This window comes from Streptomyces canus 299MFChir4.1 (assembly GCF_000383615.1).
Taxonomy (GTDB): domain Bacteria; phylum Actinomycetota; class Actinomycetes; order Streptomycetales; family Streptomycetaceae; genus Streptomyces; species Streptomyces canus_C.
Genome location: NZ_KB911585.1, coordinates 408,467 through 426,915, shown reverse-complemented (window position 1 = coordinate 426,915; position 18,449 = coordinate 408,467). Strand labels below are relative to the sequence as shown.

The following is an 18,449-nucleotide window of genomic DNA, read 5'->3' as shown; positions in this document are numbered from 1 at the left end:
CCGCCCTCGTCAACCTTTGGCAAGGAGCGCAAACAATCCCCTTTTCGGTCATTCTGCGCCTTGACCGGCCTCTCGGCGTGTTGCGACAGTCCGCTCAGTCTCACGGCGCCGACAACGGCCGGCGACCGCAGCCTTTCCCAGGAACACCCCATGACGAGACCCCGTCCGTCGGCGCCGGCGAACACCCCGCGCCGACCCCAGCACATACCCGGGACGTCCGCACGATGACGACGCAACAGCAGCCGATGCCCGCCGACACCGGCACCACGCAAGCCGGCCAACCGTCGCCGGACCCGCGGAGCGACGGCACGGTCATCACCGGGCGCTCGCCCGCCCGGATGGCCTGGCGGCGCATCAGACGGGACAAGGTCACCCTGGCCGCGTTCGTGATCACGGTGCTCTTCGTCCTGATCGCGCTGCTGGCCCCGGTCCTGACGGCGATCACCGGCTGGGGGCCGATCACCCCCGACGGCAAGGCGATCGATCCGGACACCGGCAACTTCCCGCGCGGGGCGCTGGGCGGCGTCAGCCTCACCCACCTGCTGGGGGTCGAACCGGGCACGGGCTTCGACCTGTTCGCCCGGATCGTCTACGGCCTGCGCACCTCGCTGTTCGTCGGCTTCGCCTCGGCCGTGCTGTCCACCGCCGTGGGTGTCGTGGCCGGCCTCGCGGCGGGGTACTCCGGCGGCTGGGTCGACTCCGTCCTCTCGCGGATCATGGACGTGATGCTGGCCTTCCCGCAGCTGCTGTTCATCATCGCGCTCACCCCGGTCATCCAGAACGCGATGCAGACCAACAGCCACGGCGGCACCGACGAGAACCTGCGGCTGCTGGTCCTCGTCCTGAACATCGCGGTGTTCGCCTGGGCCTACACCGCCCGGCTGGTACGCGGGCAGGTCCTGTCGCTGCGCGAGCGGGAGTTCGTCGACGCCGCGCGGATCATGAGCGCCGGGAAGTGGCACATCCTCTTCCGGCAGTTGCTGCCGAACCTGTGGGCACCGGTCCTGATCTCCTTCGCGCTGGCCGTCCCGCAGAACATCACCACCGAGGCGGCCCTGTCCTACCTCGGCGTGGGCGTCATCCCGCCCAACCCGGACTGGGGGGCGCTCCTTTCGGACGCCTCCCAGTTCTTCCTCCAGGACCCCATGTACCTGTTCGTCCCCGGAGTCCTGCTGCTGATGCTCGTCCTGGCACTGAACCTCCTCGGTGACGGCGTCCGGGACGCCCTGGATCCCCGCGCGGCCCGCGGCTGACGCGGTCCCCCTCAACACCGGTGCGAACGGACCCACTTGAGCCGTCTCGCCGAGCCGTAGAAGAACGGAGTGTTACCTCATGACGCGCAGAAGGCGCTCGATCGCGCTCGCGGCCACCGCCGTGGCGATCGCCCTGGGGGCCACCGCATGCGGGGGCTCCTCCAGCACCACCGGCAGCGGTTCCCCCACCAAGGGCGGCACGCTGACCGTCCTCGACCACGCCGACTTCGACCACCTCGATCCCCAACGTGTCTACACGACCGAGGGTTCGAGCATGGACCAGGAGCTCGTGCGCACCCTGACCGGCTGGGACGAGACCGGCTCCCGGCCCAAGCTCGTCGGCGACCTGGCCACCGACACCGGAACGCCCAGCAAGGGCGACACCGTGTGGACCTTCCACCTGCGCAAGGGCGTCACCTGGCAGGACGGCACGGCGGTCACCGCGCAGGACGTCAAGTACGGCGTCGAGCGGACCTTCTCGCCCGACATCAACGGCGGCCCGCCGTACGCCAGTCAGTGGCTGGTCGGCGGCTCCACCTACAAGGGGCCCTACTCGGGCAAGGAGCTCGCCTCCGTCCAGACGCCGGACGCGTCCACCATCGTGTTCCAACTCGACCAGCCCGTCCCGGACTTCAACCAGACCACCGCCATGCCCGGCTGGTCGGCGGTGCCCAACGCGCACGACACGGGCTCCACGTACGACACGCACGTCTGGTCCGACGGGCCGTACATGATTCAGTCGTACACGAAGAACAAGGAACTCGTCCTCGTCAAGAACACCCACTGGAAGCAGTCGACGGACCCGATCCGGCAGCAGAACGTCAACGAGATCGACGTGAAGCTCGGCCAGGACCAGTCCGCGATCGACCAGCAGATCAAGTCCGACGCCGGGACCGCCCAGACCTCGATCATGCAGTGGCCGATCGCAGGCTCCGATCTGACGACGATCTCCAGCGACCCCTCGCTGAAGTCACGTCTCTACAAGATCCCGGCCCCGGGCATCAACTACCTCGCGATCAACACCACCCGGGTCAAGGACCTGAAGGTCCGTCAGGCCATCGAGGACGCGATCGACAAGACCACCGTCCGCGGCGCGTTCGGCGGTTCGGCGTACGGCGACTACGCGAGCACCATGCTCAGCCCGGGCATCGGCGGCTACCAGAAGTTCAACCTCTACAGCACCAACCCCGCCGGAGACCTCACCAAGGCCCAGGCACTGATGAAGCAGGCCGGCAACCCCAGGCTCACCATGTCGCTGGCGGTCGAGAACACCACGACCGAGGAGCACTTCGCCGACGCCGTGAAGACCTCGCTCGGAAAGATCGGCATCACCGTGAACATCACGCCGATCGACGCGGCGAACTACTTCAGCACCATCGACAACGTGAAGAACCAGTACGACCTCACCTGGGGCGACTGGATCGCGGACTGGCCGAACGCCTCGACCGTGCTGCCCGTGCTGTTCGACGGACGCCAGATCGCGAAGCTCCCGCAGTCCAACCAGGACCTGTCCTACCTCGACGACCCCGCGGTCAACGCGCAGATCGACAAGATCGCCAAGATGACCGACATCAAGCAGGCCGACGCCGCCTACGGCGCCCTGGACGAGCAGATCATGAAGGACGCCGCCGTGGTCCCGCTGATGTACATGAACTTCAGCGAACTGGCGGGCTCCAAGGTCGGCGGGGTCATCTCGGACCCCATCCTCGCCGAGCCCAGCCTGGTCCACGCCTACGTCAAGAGCTGACGCAGCCTTCCTCGGCCCGCCGGCGGTCCCCGGCCGGCGGGCTCCCCCTCTCACGTCAGGGTCCAGCACGACATGCTTCGTTACCTCATCCGGCGCCTGCTGGCAGCGGCGGCGATCCTGCTGGTGATCACCGTGATCACCTTCTTCATCTTCTTCGCGCTGCCCTCCGACCCCGCACTCCTGGCCTGCGGCAAGACCTGCTCGCCGTCCCGGCTGGCCGAGATCAAGCATTCGCTCGGGCTCGACCAGAGCTTCCTCACCCAGTTCTGGGAGTTCTTCAAGGGACTCTTCGTCGGCCGGGACTTCGGCGACCAGAGCGTGCGCGTGCACTGCGGCGCGCCCTGCCTCGGCATCTCCTTCCAGACCGACACCCCCGTCCTCAGCACCCTGCTGGGCGACTTCCCCGCAGACCTGTCGCTGGGCCTCGGCGCCGCTGTGTTCTTCCTGATCCTGGGCGTCGGCCTCGGCACGCTCGCCGCCGTCCGCCGGGGCCGGGCGGCCGACAAGGCGGCCGTCGGACTCGCCCTGCTCGGTGTCTCCGTGCAGATCTACTTCGTCGGACTGCTGCTGCTCTACCTGTTCGTCGACAAGTGGCAGATCCTGCCCGCCTCCGGCTACACCCCGATCACCCAGGACCCGAGCGCCTGGTTCCAGGGACTGATCCTGCCGTGGGCCACCCTGGTCATCGTCTACCTCGCCCTGTACACCCGGCTCACCCGCTCCTCCATGCTGGAGGTCTTCGCCGAGGACTACATGCGCACCGCCCGGGCCAAGGGGCTGTCCACCGGCAAGGTCGTCCTCAAGCACGGCCTGCGGGCCGCGATCACCCCGATCATCACCATCTTCGGCATGGACGTCGGCTCGCTGATCGGCGGCTCCGCGGTCATCACCGAGTCGGTGTTCGGCATCAACGGCATCGGCAAGCTCGCGGTCGACTCGGTGCAGAACTCCGACCTGCCGGTCATCCTCGGCACCACGCTCTTCGCGGCCACCTTCGTCGTGCTCGCCAACGTGGTCGTCGACGTGGTCTACGGCCTCGTCGATCCCCGTGTCCGCCTCGGCTGAGCCCCTCACCGCAGCAAGGAAAGCCCGTGTCCCTCCTGACCTCACCGCAACCGGCGGCCGCCGAGCCCGCGGCCGCCCCCTTCCTCGACGTACGGGACCTGCGGGTGCACTTCCCGACCGAGGACGGGATCGTCAAGTCCGTCGACGGCGTCTCCTTCACCCTGGAGAAGGGCCGCACGCTCGGTATCGTCGGCGAGTCCGGCTCGGGGAAGTCGGTCACCTCGTTGGCCCTGCTCGGGCTGCACAAGGGCACCCGCGCCGAGGTCTCGGGCGAGATCCGGCTGGACGGCAGGGAGTTGGTCTCCCTGCCCGAGCGCGACATGCGCGCGCTGCGCGGCCGGACGGTCTCCATGATCTTCCAGGACCCGCTGTCCGCCCTGCACCCGTACTTCACCGTCGGCGCCCAGATCGCCGAGGCCTACCGGGTCCACCACAAGGTCTCGAAGAAGGAGGCCAGGGAGCGGGCCGTGGAGATGCTGAAGCGGGTCGGCATCCCGCAGCCCGAACGCCGGGTGCGGGACTACCCGCACCAGTTCTCCGGCGGTATGCGGCAGCGCGCGATGATCGCCATGGCACTGGTCTGCGATCCCGAACTGCTCATCGCCGACGAGCCGACGACGGCCCTCGACGTCACCGTGCAGGCGCAGATCCTCGACCTGATCCGCGATCTCCAGGAGGAGTTCGGCTCCGCGGTCGTCCTCATCACCCATGACCTCGGCGTGGTGGCCGACATCGCCGACGACATCCTGGTGATGTACGGCGGCCGCCGCATCGAGTACGGCACCGTGCACGACGTCCTCAAGGAGCCCCAGCACCCCTACACCTGGGGCCTGTTGGAGTCGATGCCGCAGATCACGGGTGATGTGGAGCGACGACTGAACCCGATCGCCGGCTCCCCGCCGAGCCTCATCAACCCGCCCGGCGGCTGCGCCTTCCACCCCCGCTGCACCTTCAAGGGCTGGGTGTCCGGGGGGCGTTGCGCGGTGGAGCGGCCCGAGCTGGTGGCGGTTCCCGGCACCGGCCGGCACCTCGCCGCCTGCCACCTCACCCCGGAGACCAGGCAAGAGATCCGCGTGCGTACGGCCGCCGGGGCGGCGCAGTGACCGCGGCGGACGAACAGGAGCAGCCCGTGAGCACCACCGAGCCCACCGCCGGGGAGCACTTGCTCGAAGTCACCGGCCTCACCAAGCACTTCCCGATCCGCCACGGCATCGTCTTCCAGCGGCAGATCGGGGCCGTGCACGCCGTCGACGGCATCGACTTCACGGTCGGCGCCGGGCAGTCGCTCGGCCTGGTCGGCGAGTCCGGCTGCGGCAAGTCGACGACCGGCCGGCTGGTGACCCGGCTGCTGGAACCCACGGCCGGAATGGTGGTGTTCGACGGCGAGGACATCACCCACACCCCGGAGAACCGGATGAAGGAGGCCCGCCGGAACCTCCAGATGATCTTCCAGGACCCGTACTCCTCGCTCAACCCCCGGCACACGGTCGGCACGATCGTCGAGACACCGATGCGGCTGAACGGCATCAACCCGCCGCAGGGCCACAAGAAGCGGGCCCAGGAACTGCTGGAGACGGTCGGCCTCAGCCCCGAGCACTACAACCGCTACCCGAACGAGTTCTCCGGCGGTCAGCGCCAGCGCATCGGCATAGCCCGTGCCCTTGCCCTCAGGCCCAAGCTGATCGTGGCCGACGAGCCGGTGTCGGCGCTGGACGTGTCCATCCAGGCGCAGATCGTCAACCTGCTCCAGGACCTCCAGCGGGAGTTCGGGATCGCGTTCGTCTTCATCGCCCACGACCTCGCCGTCGTACGGCACTTCTGCGAGCGGGTCGCGGTGATGTACCTCGGCAAGATCGTCGAGATCGCCGACCGGCAGACGCTGTACACGAGGCCGCGGCACCCCTACACCCACGCCCTGCTGTCCGCGGTTCCCGAGGCCGATCCGGACGGGACCCGGCGGCGCGAGCGCATCCGGCTCGCCGGCGATGTGCCCTCACCGGTCGATCCGCCCTCCGGCTGCCGCTTCCGTACCCGCTGCTGGAAGGCCCAGGAACGGTGCGCTCAGGAGAAGCCGCCGCTGGTGCGCCTGGCGGGCAACCCGGACGGCCACCTGACCGCCTGTCACTTCCCTGAGGAGCCGAGTGTCGAGGCCCGCAAGGAGGACATCGTGCTCGATCCGGCGCTCACGGCTTCGGGGGACAGTGCGTCGACTTCGGCGTGAGGGTACGGGGTGAGCCTGCTCTCCTGCTCCAGGCGCCGACCCCGGGGACTTCCTCGGGGCGTCTGCCGTCGGCGCCGGCGGGGCCCTAGGAACGGTGGCGGTCGAACACCGTAGAGAGGCCCCCGTCCGGGGACGAGGGCCTTCTGCCGACAGCAGAGCCGTCGGATCAGCTCGCCGCGTAGTTGCGCAGGAACAGGGCCTCGGCCACCGACAGGCGCTCCAGCTCCTCCGGGGAGACGCTCTCGTTCACGGCGTGGATCTGGGCCTCCGGCTCGCTCAGGCCGATGAGGAGGATCTCGGCGTGCGGGTAGAGCGCCGCGAGGGTGTTGCACAGGGGGATGGAGCCGCCCTGGCCGGCGTACTGCATCTCCTGGCCCGGGTAGGCCACCGTCATCGCCTCGGCCATCGCCGCGTACGCCGGACTGGTGGTGTCCGCGCGGAACGGCTGGCCCTGGCCGATCTGCTCGGTGCGCACCCGCGCACCCCACGGCGTGTGCGTCTCCAGGTGCGCCTGGAGCAGCTTGGTCGCCTCTGCCGCGTCGATGCCCGGCGGCACCCGGAGGCTGACCAGTGCGCGGGCGCTCGCCTGCACGGACGGGGTGGCGCCGACGACCGGCGGGCAGTCGATGCCGAGGACCGTCACGGCCGGGCGGGCCCAGATGCGGTCGGCGACCGTGCCGTCACCGATCAGCTCGACGCCGTCCAGGACCTTGGCGTCCGCCCGGAACTGCTCCTCGTCGTACTGGAGGCCGTCCCAGGACGCGTCCGGCGTGAGCCCGTCGATCGTGGTCGTGCCGTCCTTTCCGCGCAGTGAGTCCAGTACCCGGATCAGCGCGGCCAGCGCGTCGGGGGCGGCGCCGCCGAACTGGCCCGAGTGGAGGTTGCCCGCGAGGGTGTCGACCTGGACGCGCATCATGGTCATGCCGCGCAGGGTGGCGGTGACCGTCGGCAGGCCGACGCGGAAGTTGCCCGCGTCGCCGATGACGACGGTGTCCGCCTCCAGGAGCGCGGGATGTTCCTCGGCGTACCGCTCAAGGCCCCCGGTGCCCTGCTCCTCCGAGCCCTCGGCGATGAACTTGACGTGGACCGGCACCCCGCCGTTCGCCTTGAGGGCGCGCAGCGCGAGCAGGTGCATGATCACACCGCCCTTGCAGTCGGCGGCCCCGCGCCCGTACCAACGGCCGTCGCGCTCGGTGAGCTCGAAGGGCGGGGTCGTCCAGCCGGCCTCGTCCAGCGGGGGCTGCACGTCGTAGTGGGCGTACAGGAGGACGGTCTTCGCGCCCTCCGGGCCGGGCAGGTAGCCGTACACGGACTGGGTGCCGTCCGGGGTGTCGAGCAGGGCCACGTCCTGGAATCCCTCGGCGCTGAGCGCGTCCGCGACCCAGCGGGCGGCGGCCTCGCTCTCGCTCCTCGGGAACTGGTCGAAGTCCGCCACCGACTTGAACGCCACCAGTTCGGCGAGCTCCGCCCGCGCGCTCGGCATCAGCGAGGCGACGGTCTCGGCGACCGGATTCGACGACATGGGCACGCTCCTTGTGGGTGCGACGTTGTACCTGTGAGTGCCGTAGATCCTCCCACAGTGGTCTGTGGGCGGCCCCGCCGTAGGATGCGGGAGACAGGTGCGGCAACGGCTTGATCGGGAGCAGCAGACCATCGTGAGCAGCGAGAACTCTTCCGCGGACGACTCTTCGGCGGACGGCGGGCAGGACGACGCGCAGGACGGCGTGCGGGACGACGCACGGCGGGTGTGGGACGTCGTCGTGGTGGGCGCGGGACCCGCGGGCGCCTCGGCCGCCTATGCGGCAGCGGTCGCGGGACGGCGCGTGCTGCTGCTGGAGAAGGCCGAGCTGCCGCGCTACAAGACGTGCGGCGGCGGCATCATCGGCCCCTCACGGGACGCGCTGCCGCCCGGCTTCGAGCTGCCGTTCCGGGACCGGGTGCACGCGGTCACGTTCTCGAACAACGGCCGCTTCACGCGGACCCGGCGCTCCAGGCAGATGCTGTTCGGGCTGATCAACCGGCCCGAGTTCGACCAGCAGCTCGTCGAGCACGCCCAGAAGGCGGGCGCCGAGCTGCGCACCGGTGTCACCGTGCAGCGCGTCGAGCAGCACGGTTCGGCGGTGCCCGACCGGCGTACGGTCGCCGTGCTCCTCCAGGGCGGCGAGACGGTGCTCGCGCGGGCGGTCGTCGGGGCCGACGGCAGCGCCAGCCGGATAGGCGCGCATGTGGGAGTGAAGCTCGACCAGGTGGATCTCGGCCTGGAGGCGGAGATCCCGGTGCCGGAGACCGTCGCCGAGGACTGGAAGGGGCGGGTGCTCATCGACTGGGGCCCGATGCCCGGCAGCTACGGCTGGGTCTTCCCCAAGGGGGACACCTTGACGGTCGGGGTGATCTCCGCGCGGGGTGAAGGCGCGGCCACCAAGCGGTACTTGGAGGACTTCATCGGGCGCCTCGGCCTCGCCGGGTTCGAACCGAGCATCTCCTCCGGCCACCTGACCCGTTGCCGTGCCGACGACTCGCCGCTCTCGCGCGGGCGGGTGCTGGTGTGCGGTGACGCGGCGGGGCTCCTGGAGCCGTGGACCCGCGAGGGCATCTCCTTCGCGCTGCGTTCCGGGCGGCTCGCGGGGGAGTGGGCGGTACGGATCGCGGAGGCCCATGACGCGGTGGACACCCGGCGCCAGGCGCTGAACTACGCGTTCGCCGTCAAGGCGGGGCTCGGTGTCGAGATGAGCGTCGGCAAGCGGATGCTGACCGCGTTCGAGCGCCGCCCAGGACTGTTCCACGCGGCGCTGACGGGTTTCCGGCCCGCGTGGAACGCGTTCCGGGAGATCACCCAGGGCGCGACCTCGCTGGGCGAGCTGGTCCGGGGCCGGCCGATGGCCCAGCGGGCGCTGGCCGCGCTGGACCCGCGTCCCACCGGGGCCCCCGAGGGCGGTGAGGTCAGCTCTTGACCGTGATGCGGAAGACGGGGTGGTCGGGCGCGATGCGGCGCAGGTCCGCGTCGGGGGAGTCGGGGCCGACCCCCTTGAAGAAGACGCCGACCTCGGCCTTCCAGCGCTTGAGGTAGGCGCGCAGGAGCGGGACCTTGTCGTCGTCGCCCACCTCGGTCGCGGTGAAGGCCTCGACGCGTTTGCCGAGGTGCAGTTCGCCGCCGCCGGCCGCGCGCATGTTGTGCGTCCACTGGACATGGCCGCGCGGCGCCACCAGGTACTGCCGGCCGTCCACCGTCAGCAGGTTCACCGGGGTGGTCCGCCACTCGCCGCTCTTGCGGCCGCGGACCGCCAGGACACGGGAACCCCAGACGCTGAGGCCACGGCGGGTGAGCCAGGCCACCATGCGGTTGAAGACGTTGACCGTGAACCAGCCGGGCTTCTGGACGTGCGTGGACACGAGGACCCCCATTGTTCGAGAGAGCGGTGCTCTCGCTTTCGGTGGTATCAGTCTGCACGGATCGGCGTCCCAAAGCAAGAGCAGTGCTCTCGATTGTGTGCACTGCTCTCGCGTCTGTGGAACACTGATCCGTATGAGCACCGCACAAGGAGCCCGGGCCCGCGCCCGGATCGAAGTCACCGCCGCCATCAAGGACGAGGCGCGCCGGCAGCTCGCGGCGGAGGGCGCGGCGAAGCTCTCGCTGCGTGCCGTCGCACGTGAGCTGGGGATGGTCTCCTCGGCGCTGTACCGCTACTTCCCGAGCCGCGACGACCTGCTCACCGCGCTGATCATCGACGCGTACGACTCCCTGGGAGAGAGCGCGGAACGGGCGCACGAGGCCGTCGCGCAGACGGCCCCGCAGGAGCGCTGGGTCGCGGTGTGCGAAGCCGTCCGCCGCTGGGCGCTGGGCCATCCGCACGAGTACGCCCTGATCTACGGCTCTCCCGTCCCCGGCTACACCGCACCGCAGACCACCGTCCCGCCCGCCGCCCGCGTCGGCCTCCTCCTGATCGGCATCGTCCGCGACGCCCACGGCGGTCCGGGCGGCCTGGCGGAGCTGCCCGCGGTGCCCGAAGACCTGCACGCCGAAGCCGACCGCATCGCCGCCGACCTCGCCCCGGACCTCCCGGCCTCGGCGGCCGCGGCTCTGGTGGCTGCGTGGGCCCAGCTCTTCGGCCTGGTCGGCTTCGAACTCTTCGGCCAGTTCAACCGGGTGGTGGAGGAGCGGGAACCGTTCTTCCGGCATGCGGTGCGGCAGCTGGGACGAGGCGTGGGGCTCCGGTAGGAGGGGGTCCGGCCAGGCCGTGACCACACCGGGTCCCGCTGTCACCGTCGTACTTCGCCGGGAGTAGGCGTGATCACCACGCTCGGGGGACGTCCTGGCCGGGCCGGGGCGTCTAGCGTGACTGTCATGGACGGTGAGCAGGGCGTGCGCGGCGCAGGTTTGCCGCGCCGGTGGCGGCACGGGCCGCCGTGGTGGCGCGGTGCCGGCGGCGACGGGCAGGGCGCCCGGTGGCCCTGGCCGTCCACCCTCCTGATCACGTTCTTCGTACTCGGCGGGTCGAACTACGCGGCCCATCAGCAGGTCGGCGAGCGGGCCGCGCTCGATCCGTTCGCGCGGGCGCTGTTGGTGATCGGCTCCGGGCTGCTGCTGTGGCGGCACCGCCGGCCCGTGCTCGTCGTCTTCGGTACGGCGGCTGCCGCGATGCTGTACCTCGGGGCCGGGTATCCGTACGGGCCCGTGTTCCTCCCCGTCGCCCTCGCCTGCTTCAGTGCCGTCGTGGCCGGACACCGCAAGGCCGCCTGGTCCGCTCTTGGAATGCTGTGGGCCGGGCACGTCCTGGTGGCCCACTGGCTCTACCAGTGGCTGCCGCCGTCCAAGGACTCGGCCGCCCCCTGGGGGCAGGAGGGCGTGATCGCCGCGTGGGTCGTCGCCATCGTCGCCGTCTCGGAGCTGGCCCGGACCCGCCGTGAACAGTGGGCCCGGGAGCGGGCCGAGCGGGCCCGGGCCGCGCGGCGCCGCGCGGACGAGGAGCGGCTGCGGATCGCCCGCGAACTGCACGACGTCCTCGCGCACAGCATCTCCGTCATCAACGTCCAGGCCGGCGTCGGCCTCGCCCTCCTCGACACCGACCCCGAACAGGCCCGCACCGCGCTCAGCACCATCAAGGCCGCCAGCAAGGAGGCGCTCGGCGAGGTCCGCCAGGTGCTCGACACCCTGCGCACCCCCGGTGACGCGCCGCGCGCCCCCGCGCCGGGCCTCGACCGGCTGCCCGAGCTGGTGTCCCAGGCGGCCGGCGCGGGCCTTTCGGTCGAGGTGGCGGGAACGGCGCCGGGGCTGCCGCCCGGCGCGGACCTCGCCGCCTTCCGGATCGTCCAGGAGGCGCTCACCAATGTCGTACGGCACTCGGGATCGCGGCACGCCCGCGTGCGGCTCGATCACGACGCCGACGCGCTACGGCTCCGTATCGACGACGACGGGCCCGCGACCGGTGCCGACGCGGGCGGCAGCGGCAACGGTCTGGCCGGAATGCGGGAGCGGGCCGCCGCACTCGGTGGCACGATCGAGGCGGGGCAGCGTCCCGAGGGCGGGTTCCGGGTGCTCGCCGTACTGCCGCTCAAGGTGAAGGCCAAGGAGGACGACCGGTGATCCGCGTACTGCTCGCCGACGACCAGTCACTCGTGCGGGCCGGTTTCCGGGCCCTGCTCGACGCGCAGCCGGACATCGAGGTGGCGGGCGAGGCCCCGGAAGGTGAGGCGGCGCTGCGCGAGGTGCGCGAACTGCGGCCGGACATCGTCCTGATGGACATCCGGATGCCGCTGCTCGACGGGCTCGCCGCGACCCGGCGCATCACCGAGGACACCGCCCTGAAGGACGTGAAGGTGGTCATGCTGACCACCTTCGAGCTCGACGAGTACGTCTTCGAGGCGATCCGCTCCGGCGCCTCCGGCTTTCTGGTCAAGGACACCGAACCGGAGGAACTCCTGCGGGCCGTGAGGGCGGTGGTCGAGGGCGACGCGCTCCTCTCACCGGGGGTGACCCGCCGTCTCATCGCCGAGTTCGCGGCCCGCTCCAAGGAGCCCGAAGCGGAAGGTGCCCTCGCCGGACTCACCGAGCGGGAACGGGAGGTGATGGCCCTGGTCGGCATCGGTCTGTCCAACGAGGAGATCGCCCGCCGTCTGGTCGTCAGCCCGCTCACCGCGAAGACCCACGTCAGCCGCACGATGGTCAAGCTCGGCGCCCGCGACCGGGCCCAACTGGTGGTCCTTGCCTACGAGTCGGGGTTGGTGCGGCCCGGCTGGCTGGGCTGAGGGCGCTCCCGCCGGAAGCGCACCAGCACACTGATCACCCGGGCGACGAAGACCACGGGGGCGATCGTGAGCCCGATCCGCAGCAGCAACTTCTCCACGGTGCCGGGCAGTTCGAACAGCAGCGCCGGTTCCGCCACCGCCCCGAACAGCACCGCCGCCGCGAACAGCGCGCTGCACAGCGCGTATCCGGTCTCGACGGTGACGGCGTCCCGCTCCGCCTGGTTCCGGCGTCCCCCGTACGTCTCCATCCTCGGAGTCTCACAGCCGGGTGCCCGGCGGAGCAAGCAGGCTCCGCCGGGCACCCGGTGTCGGAGGAGGCGTCCCCCGGTGCGCGCTAGTCGTGGACGACCACGCGCTCCGTCTCCTCCAGGGAGGTGGACTTGGCGACGACCACGCTCTCCTGCCGGCGACGGACGCGCAGGCCGGTGAGCGAGATCAGCAGACCCAGGACCGCGATCCCGGTGACCACCGTCAGGGCGGGCAGATAGCTGTCGAGCACGGCCTGCGGGGACGCGCCCTCCTCGGGGGCGTTCGCCGTCAGGACCGCCGTCACCACCGCGAGGAACAGCGCGCCGCCCACCTGGACCGAGGTGTTGAGCAGGCCCGAGACCATGCCCTGCTCGTGCTCGTCCACGCCGTTGGTGGCCTGGACGTTGAGCGACGGGAAGGTCAGCGCGAAGGCGGCGCCGACCAGCAGCATGGTCGGCAGGATCACCGCCGCGTAGACCGGGGCGAGGTCGATGCGCAGGAACAGCAGATAGCCGACGACCATCAGCGCGAAGCCCGCCACGATCAGCCGCGGGGTGCCGAACCGGTCGATGACGGTGCCCACCTTGGTGGCGGACAGGGCCACGAGCGCACCCGCCGGGAGGAAGGCCAGCGCGGTGTGCAGCGCCGACCAGCCGAGCAGTTGCTGCATGTAGAAGGTCACCAGGAACTGGAAGCCCATGTAGCTGCCGAGGAACGTCAACGCACCCAACTGGGCCCGTACCTGGGGTCCCGAGCGGAGCACGCCGAGCCGGATCAGCGGGCTCGGGCTGCGCCGCTCGACGGCCACGAAGGCGGCCAGCAGGGCGGTCACGGCGACGAAGGAGAGGAGTGTGCGGGCCGAACCCCACCCCGCTTCCGGTGCCTGGACCACGGTGAACACGAGCAGCAGCATCGAGGCGGTCCCGAGGACGGCGCCGGGGATGTCGTAGCCGCCGGTGCTCTGCTCGCGCTCACTGCGCGGCAGCAGGCGCAGGCCGACGACGAGGGCGAGCAGGGCGACGGGGGCGGGCAGCAGCATGGTGTAGCGCCAACTGGCCTCCGTGAGCAGGCCCGAGAAGACCAGGCCCATTGAGTAGCCCGTGGCGCCGCAGGTGGTGTAGATGGACAACGCGCGGTTGCGCAGGGGGCCTTCGGCGAAGGTCGTGGTGATGATGGACAGGCCCGCGGGCGCGGTGAAGGCGGCGCTGAGGCCCTTGACGAAACGGCTGGCGATCAGCAGCGGACCCGAGTCGACGAGGCCGCCGAGGAGCGAGGCGACCGCGAAGACTCCGAGGGCCACCAGGAAGACCTGGCGCCGGCCCAGCAGGTCGGCGGCCCGGCCGCCCAGGAGCAGGAGACCGCCGTAGCCGAGGATGTAGCCGCTGACGATCCATTGCAGCGTCGAGGTGGAAAGGCCCAGGTCGGCGCCGATGGACGGGAGCGCGACGCCGACCATCGAGACGTCGAGGGCGTCCAGGAACATCGCGGCGCACAGCACCAGCAGGGTGCCCCAGAGCCTGGGTGTCCAGCGGACCGCTGAGGACGGGTCCGCGGGGGTGGTGAGCGGAGAGGTCATGGCGAAGACACTACATGCACATGCATCGAATGCAAGCGCATTTAATTCCAGTGCAATAATTCGTCTTCTCTGCTACGGTGCCGCGCATGGTGGCGAAGAAGCCCGAGCGGGCACTCGCGGAGCAGTGGCGGGACATCCTCGCGCTGCACGCGCGCACGCAGTGCGAACTGGATCGCGCTCTCCATCAACACGGCCTGTGCGCCAGCGACTTCGAGGTGCTGGACGTCCTCGCCGACGGCGGCTGCGCCTACCGTGTGCAGGAGATCTCCGAGCGGGTCCACCTGAGTCAGAGCGCGCTGTCGCGGCTGATCGCCCGGCTGGAGAAGGACGGACTCGTCGAGCGCGGGATGTGCGCGGAGGACCGGCGGGGCGTACGCGTCTCGCTCACGTCCAAGGGACGCGCGTTGCACCGTGACGCTCTCCCGGTGCAACGCGCGGTCCTCACCCGGATGTTGGAGCCCTCCTCCTAGCCCACGGCGGACTTCTCCCGCCACAGCCCGGCGACCGACGGGTCCCCGGTCACCCGCGGGAACGGCAGCCGGTTCCACAGCGCGAGATACAGCCGCGCGGCGGGCCCTGACACCTCGCAGTCGGCGTCCCCCGCCTCGCCGGGCTCGGTCGCGGGCGGCTCCTCGGTCAGTCGTACGGTCCACACGGCACCGTCCGTGTCGCTCGCCCGGACCCGCAGCACCCGGGGCTCGGTGCTGCGGGCCCGGCTCTTCGCGCGGGCGTGGAAGCCGCGCAGCAACTCGTCGATGCCGTCGGCCGCGAAGTCCCGCCCGGGTTCCTCGGGGGTGCCGCCGCGCGCCGCCTCGGCGTCGAAGCGGTGCACGGCCGTCTCGTGGGCCTGCCGCCGGGCCCAGAAGGCGAGCGGTGAGGGGGCGGGCAGGAAGTGCCAGCACCGGACGTCGGGTGCGGCGGAGTCCAGCGTGTCGACCAGGAGGCGGTGGCCGGTGCGGAACCAGGCCAGCAACTCCTCCCCGTCGAGGGCGGGTTCGTCGGGGAAGGGACGGAACTCGGTCAGCTCCTCGGCCACGAACGCCCTCGCCCAGCGGTGCACCGTGCCCGTGTGCCGCAGCAGGTCCCGCACCTGCCATTGCGGGCAGGTCGGCACCTTGGCGTCGGGGCCGGCCTGCTCGGCCGCCGACGCGAGCGACTGGCCTTCACGGTCCAGGATCCGGATGAACTCGGCTGTCTCCATGGAAGGAGTGTGCCTGACGAGGCCGGGCGGCCGAACCTGCGGTGACCGCCCCTGCGGCGAGTACGGACTCCGCCCGGGCAGGGACTCCGCGCGGCCGCGAACCTTGCCTGGTCACTGGCTCTGCCCGTCCGTTGTGCGCCCGCGCGAAGCCTGCCTGGCACCACCGACCCCGACCGCCGTGGGCGGCCGCGGAGCCTGCCCGGTCACTGGCTCTGCCCGTCCGCCGTGCGTGGCCGCGGACCCTGCCCGGCACCACCGGCCCTGTCCGGCCACCGAGCCCGGTCACCGCCCCAGCGCCCGGCCATGGATCCTGTCCGACCACCGGCTGTGCCCGTCCACCGCTCCACCCGGTTGCCGCGTGTGGTTGTGGAGCCGGTCGCGTTGTCGGCTCTGGCTGGCCGTCGTGCGGGGCTGCGGGTGCTGTGCGTCCATCAGGTCTGTCTGGTTGCCGTGTGTGGTTATGGGGCCGGTCGCGTTGTCGGCTCTGGCTGGCCGTCGTGCGGGGCCGGGGGTGCTGTCCCGTCCACCGGCTCTGCCCGGCCGCCATGCGCGGCCATGGATCCGGCTCTGCCCGGCCGTCGCGTGTGACCGCGGGCCCTGCCGGGCACCAAGCCTGTCCAGCCTCCACCCCCGGTCACCGGCCACTGCCCTCGCCCCCCGCCCGCCTACCAGTCGCGGGCGGCCTGCAGCAGGTGGTCGCGGACCAGGGCCACGTGGGGGTTGCCGGAGGTGCCGGGGCGTTGCACCAGGAAGCCGGTGTTGATGGGCGGGTCGGCGGGGTCGTGCAGCAGGACCAGTGCGCCCGACGTCAGCTCCGCGCCGCACAGATAGCGGGGGAGCACGGTGAATCCGGTTCCCCCGACCACCGCGGCCTTCACCCCGTTCAGGTCGGGCATGGTGAGAGCGGGCTGCCGTACCAGCCGTCGGCCGAAGACGTGCCGCCAGTAGCGGCGCACGATCGGCAGGTCCTCGGCGTAGGCGACGAGCGGGACGCCGTGCAGCGCGGCCGCGAGGTGTTCCGGTGCGCCGATCCGCCGGGCCCAGGCGGGGGCGGAGACCAGGACGAACTCCTCGTCGTTGAGCGGCAGGGCCGTGAGCGCGCGGCCGCGTGGCCGGTACGTGGCGATCACCAGGTCGTGGCGGCCCGCGCGCAGGTCGTCCAGGAGCGGTTCGGTCAGACCAGGCGTGATGCGCAGTCGTACCCCTTTGTCCACCAGGGGTGCGAGCCCGGGCAGGACGCACCGGGACAGCAGCTCGGCCGGGCCGGCGAGGTGCACCGGCTCGGCCGAGCCGTCCTCCGCGCTCCCGGCGGGCCCCGCCACCGCGGCGAGCGAGTCCAGGGGCTGCACGACCCGCGCGGCGAGCTCGTCCGCGTACGGTGCCGGCGTCACCCCCCGCGCCCGGCGCTCGAACAACTCCCGGCCCAACTGCCGTTCCAGAGTGCGGATCTGCGTGGTGACCGTGGGCTGGGACAGACCGAGGAGACGGGCCCCGGCGGTGAAGGAGCCGGTGCGGTACACGCTCAGGAAGGTCCGCAGCAGGTTCAGGTCCAGCGGCGCACCGACGGCCGGCCCCGCATCCTCGGAGCCATTGGAGTTCCTATCCCTCATATGCGTGAGCCTATTGGATTTCTATAGCAGGGCAGGACTACGGTTTCACCATGTCGAAGATCCTCTTTGTGATGACCGGTGCCGACCAGTGGACCCTGGCCGACGGCACCCAGCACCCGACCGGCTTCTGGGCCGAGGAGGCCGTCGCCCCGTACGAGGCCTTCAAGGCCGCGGGCCACGAGATCGTCGTGGCCACCCCGGGCGGGGTCGTGCCGACCGTGGACAAGGGCAGCCTCGCGGCCGAGGTCAACGGCGGGCAGGAGAACGCCGACCGTATCGCCGGGGTGCTCACCTCGGCCACCGAACTCCAGCACCCGGTACGACTGGACGAGGTGAACCTCGACGACTACGCGGCCGTCTTCTACCCCGGCGGCCACGGGCCGATGGAGGACCTCGCGGTCGACGCGGACTCCGGCCGACTGCTCACCCGCGCCCTGGAGAGCGGCAAGCCCCTCGGAGTCGTCTGCCATGCCCCGGCCGCACTGCTCGCCGCCACCAGGGCGGACGGCTCCAACGCGTTCGCGGGCCGCCGGGTGGCCGCCTTCACCAACGCCGAGGAGACCCAGGCCGGCCTCGCCGACAAGGCGAAGTGGCTGCTCCAGGACCGGCTCACCGAGGCCGGTGTCCAGGTCGAGGTGGCCGAGCCGTGGGCTCCGCATGTGATCGTCGACGGCAACCTGGTGACCGGGCAGAACCCGGCGTCCTCGGCGCCGCTCGCCGTCGAACTGCTGAAGAAGCTGGGCTGAGCGATACGCCCAGTGCGTGACGGGGCGGCGAGCGGCCGGGCGGGGCCGAGCGGGGCCGAGCGGGGCCGAGCGGGGCCGAGTCTCTGAGGCTCCTCAAGTCGCTTGTCGCCCACGGAACATGACCGCCACGATGTTCCGCATGCCGGGAATCGCGGGACTGAACAAGAAACACAACTTCGTGCTGCTCGTCCGGGACTCGGACGTCGTCGGGGCCGCCCTGCGCCAAGCGCTGGACGATGCTTCGCCCGAGGAACGCCCTGGGCTGGAACGCGCCGTGGCGCTCGTCGAGTCCACCGCCGCGGCCAACGAGACCGTGCTGCGCGCCCGCTGGGTCCGCTCCCGGCTGGCCGCCGTCGGCTTCACGGGTGACATCGCCTCGGTCGCGGCGGTGCGGGCACTGCGCAAGGCGGAGCCGGGGCTGAGCCTGTTGGCGGCCGTGCAGTTGCAGAAGGAAGCCGTGGCCCATCCCGAGTGAACCGGCGTGATCCGGAGCGCGCCGGATGGGCCTGCCTGGCCTGTGGAATCCCGGAGAGTGCGG

The 18,449-nt window shown here is 71.2% G+C and carries 18 protein-coding genes; 12 read left to right on the top strand and 6 right to left on the bottom strand.

All coding sequences use genetic code 11. The features are described 5' to 3' along the window. The first annotated feature begins 224 nt into the window (after positions 1-224). From H293_RS0112825 to H293_RS0112805, 5 genes are all read left to right on the top strand, one after another. Positions 225-1,253: an ABC transporter permease gene (locus H293_RS0112825; protein WP_020118289.1), complete on the top strand. Its 1,029-nt coding sequence runs from the start codon at positions 225-227 to the stop codon at positions 1,251-1,253. A 79-nt stretch (positions 1,254-1,332) separates the two neighbouring features. After that, positions 1,333-3,000, top strand: a complete 1,668-nt coding sequence (locus tag H293_RS0112820) for an ABC transporter substrate-binding protein (RefSeq protein WP_020118288.1) — start codon at positions 1,333-1,335, stop codon at positions 2,998-3,000. A gap of 72 nt (positions 3,001-3,072) precedes the next feature. Continuing rightward, entirely contained in the window at positions 3,073-4,065 is a 993-nt protein-coding gene (locus H293_RS0112815; RefSeq protein WP_020118287.1) for an ABC transporter permease, read from the top strand. Positions 4,066-4,091: 26 nt separating this feature from the next. Continuing rightward, complete coding sequence (locus tag H293_RS0112810) at positions 4,092-5,168, top strand: ABC transporter ATP-binding protein (protein ID WP_020118286.1); 1,077 nt, start codon at positions 4,092-4,094, stop codon at positions 5,166-5,168. Beyond that, positions 5,165-6,286 (top strand): ABC transporter ATP-binding protein, encoded by a 1,122-nt coding sequence (locus H293_RS0112805; RefSeq protein ID WP_020118285.1) that lies wholly within the window; start codon positions 5,165-5,167, stop codon positions 6,284-6,286. The genes H293_RS0112810 and H293_RS0112805 overlap by 4 nt, the downstream gene beginning before the upstream one ends. A 166-nt stretch (positions 6,287-6,452) precedes the next feature. Here the strand turns inward: H293_RS0112805 and H293_RS0112800 are convergent, their stop codons facing one another. After that, entirely contained in the window at positions 6,453-7,808 is a 1,356-nt protein-coding gene (locus H293_RS0112800; protein ID WP_020118284.1) for a dipeptidase, read from the bottom strand. Between the two features lie 133 nt (positions 7,809-7,941). Between H293_RS0112800 and H293_RS0112795 the strand changes: the two genes are divergently transcribed. Further along, positions 7,942-9,237 (top strand): geranylgeranyl reductase family protein, encoded by a 1,296-nt coding sequence (locus tag H293_RS0112795; RefSeq protein ID WP_397895341.1) that lies wholly within the window; start codon positions 7,942-7,944, stop codon positions 9,235-9,237. On the opposite strand, the gene H293_RS0112790 is transcribed toward H293_RS0112795, so the two are convergent. Next, complete coding sequence (locus tag H293_RS0112790; RefSeq protein ID WP_028807788.1) at positions 9,227-9,676, bottom strand: nitroreductase family deazaflavin-dependent oxidoreductase; 450 nt, start codon at positions 9,674-9,676, stop codon at positions 9,227-9,229. The two genes, H293_RS0112795 and H293_RS0112790, sit on opposite strands and share 11 nt — an antisense overlap. A gap of 133 nt (positions 9,677-9,809) precedes the next feature. Here H293_RS0112790 and H293_RS0112785 point away from each other — a divergent pair, with 133 nt between their 5' ends. The 3 genes from H293_RS0112785 (at position 9,810) to H293_RS0112775 (ending at position 12,529) form a co-directional block, all read left to right on the top strand. After that, on the top strand, positions 9,810-10,502 hold the full coding sequence (locus H293_RS0112785) for a TetR/AcrR family transcriptional regulator (protein ID WP_020118281.1): 693 nt from the start codon (positions 9,810-9,812) through the stop codon (positions 10,500-10,502). A 126-nt stretch (positions 10,503-10,628) separates the two neighbouring features. Next, positions 10,629-11,867 (top strand): sensor histidine kinase, encoded by a 1,239-nt coding sequence (locus H293_RS0112780; protein ID WP_020118280.1) that lies wholly within the window; start codon positions 10,629-10,631, stop codon positions 11,865-11,867. Further along, on the top strand, positions 11,864-12,529 hold the full coding sequence (locus tag H293_RS0112775; RefSeq protein ID WP_020118279.1) for a response regulator: 666 nt from the start codon (positions 11,864-11,866) through the stop codon (positions 12,527-12,529). The genes H293_RS0112780 and H293_RS0112775 overlap by 4 nt, the downstream gene beginning before the upstream one ends. Here the strand turns inward: H293_RS0112775 and H293_RS0112770 are convergent. Both H293_RS0112770 and H293_RS0112765 read right to left on the bottom strand, forming a co-directional pair. Further along, the gene (locus H293_RS0112770; protein ID WP_020118278.1) at positions 12,490-12,777 is read right to left on the bottom strand and encodes a DUF6332 family protein; all 288 of its coding nucleotides are present in this window, start codon (positions 12,775-12,777) and stop codon (positions 12,490-12,492) included. The genes H293_RS0112775 and H293_RS0112770 overlap by 40 nt on opposite strands. Before the next feature lie 86 nt (positions 12,778-12,863). After that, positions 12,864-14,354, bottom strand: a complete 1,491-nt coding sequence (locus tag H293_RS0112765; RefSeq protein ID WP_020118277.1) for an MFS transporter — start codon at positions 14,352-14,354, stop codon at positions 12,864-12,866. Positions 14,355-14,440: 86 nt separating this feature from the next. Here H293_RS0112765 and H293_RS0112760 point away from each other — a divergent pair, with 86 nt between their 5' ends. Next, positions 14,441-14,824, top strand: a complete 384-nt coding sequence (locus tag H293_RS0112760; RefSeq protein ID WP_020118276.1) for a MarR family winged helix-turn-helix transcriptional regulator — start codon at positions 14,441-14,443, stop codon at positions 14,822-14,824. Here the strand turns inward: H293_RS0112760 and H293_RS0112755 are convergent. Together H293_RS0112755 and H293_RS0112750 are read right to left on the bottom strand one after the other, a co-directional pair. Further along, positions 14,821-15,555, bottom strand: coding sequence for a maleylpyruvate isomerase family mycothiol-dependent enzyme (locus tag H293_RS0112755; RefSeq protein ID WP_020118275.1), 735 nt, complete (start codon positions 15,553-15,555; stop codon positions 14,821-14,823). The genes H293_RS0112760 and H293_RS0112755 overlap by 4 nt on opposite strands. Before the next feature lie 665 nt (positions 15,556-16,220). After that, positions 16,221-17,165: a LysR family transcriptional regulator gene (locus H293_RS0112750; protein ID WP_020118274.1), complete on the bottom strand. Its 945-nt coding sequence runs from the start codon at positions 17,163-17,165 to the stop codon at positions 16,221-16,223. A 50-nt stretch (positions 17,166-17,215) separates the two neighbouring features. Here H293_RS0112750 and H293_RS0112745 point away from each other — a divergent pair, with 50 nt between their 5' ends. Further along, positions 17,216-17,911 (top strand): type 1 glutamine amidotransferase domain-containing protein, encoded by a 696-nt coding sequence (locus tag H293_RS0112745; protein ID WP_020118273.1) that lies wholly within the window; start codon positions 17,216-17,218, stop codon positions 17,909-17,911. 139 nt (positions 17,912-18,050) lie between these two features. Beyond that, positions 18,051-18,386, top strand: coding sequence for a hypothetical protein (locus H293_RS0112740; RefSeq protein ID WP_028807787.1), 336 nt, complete (start codon positions 18,051-18,053; stop codon positions 18,384-18,386). Positions 18,387-18,449 lie beyond the last annotated feature (63 nt).

Coding starts and splice junctions, on each gene's coding strand:
- H293_RS0112825 (WP_020118289.1), top strand. CDS start 225: ATGACGACGCAACAGCAGCCGATGCCCGCCGACACCGGCACCACGCAA.
- H293_RS0112820 (WP_020118288.1), top strand. CDS start 1,333: ATGACGCGCAGAAGGCGCTCGATCGCGCTCGCGGCCACCGCCGTGGCG.
- H293_RS0112815 (WP_020118287.1), top strand. CDS start 3,073: ATGCTTCGTTACCTCATCCGGCGCCTGCTGGCAGCGGCGGCGATCCTG.
- H293_RS0112800 (WP_020118284.1), bottom strand. CDS start 7,808: ATGTCGTCGAATCCGGTCGCCGAGACCGTCGCCTCGCTGATGCCGAGC.
- H293_RS0112785 (WP_020118281.1), top strand. CDS start 9,810: ATGAGCACCGCACAAGGAGCCCGGGCCCGCGCCCGGATCGAAGTCACC.
- H293_RS0112780 (WP_020118280.1), top strand. CDS start 10,629: ATGGACGGTGAGCAGGGCGTGCGCGGCGCAGGTTTGCCGCGCCGGTGG.
- H293_RS0112770 (WP_020118278.1), bottom strand. CDS start 12,777: ATGGAGACGTACGGGGGACGCCGGAACCAGGCGGAGCGGGACGCCGTC.
- H293_RS0112765 (WP_020118277.1), bottom strand. CDS start 14,354: ATGACCTCTCCGCTCACCACCCCCGCGGACCCGTCCTCAGCGGTCCGC.
- H293_RS0112760 (WP_020118276.1), top strand. CDS start 14,441: ATGGTGGCGAAGAAGCCCGAGCGGGCACTCGCGGAGCAGTGGCGGGAC.
- H293_RS0112755 (WP_020118275.1), bottom strand. CDS start 15,555: ATGGAGACAGCCGAGTTCATCCGGATCCTGGACCGTGAAGGCCAGTCG.
- H293_RS0112750 (WP_020118274.1), bottom strand. CDS start 17,165: ATGAGGGATAGGAACTCCAATGGCTCCGAGGATGCGGGGCCGGCCGTC.
- H293_RS0112745 (WP_020118273.1), top strand. CDS start 17,216: ATGTCGAAGATCCTCTTTGTGATGACCGGTGCCGACCAGTGGACCCTG.
- H293_RS0112740 (WP_028807787.1), top strand. CDS start 18,051: ATGCCGGGAATCGCGGGACTGAACAAGAAACACAACTTCGTGCTGCTC.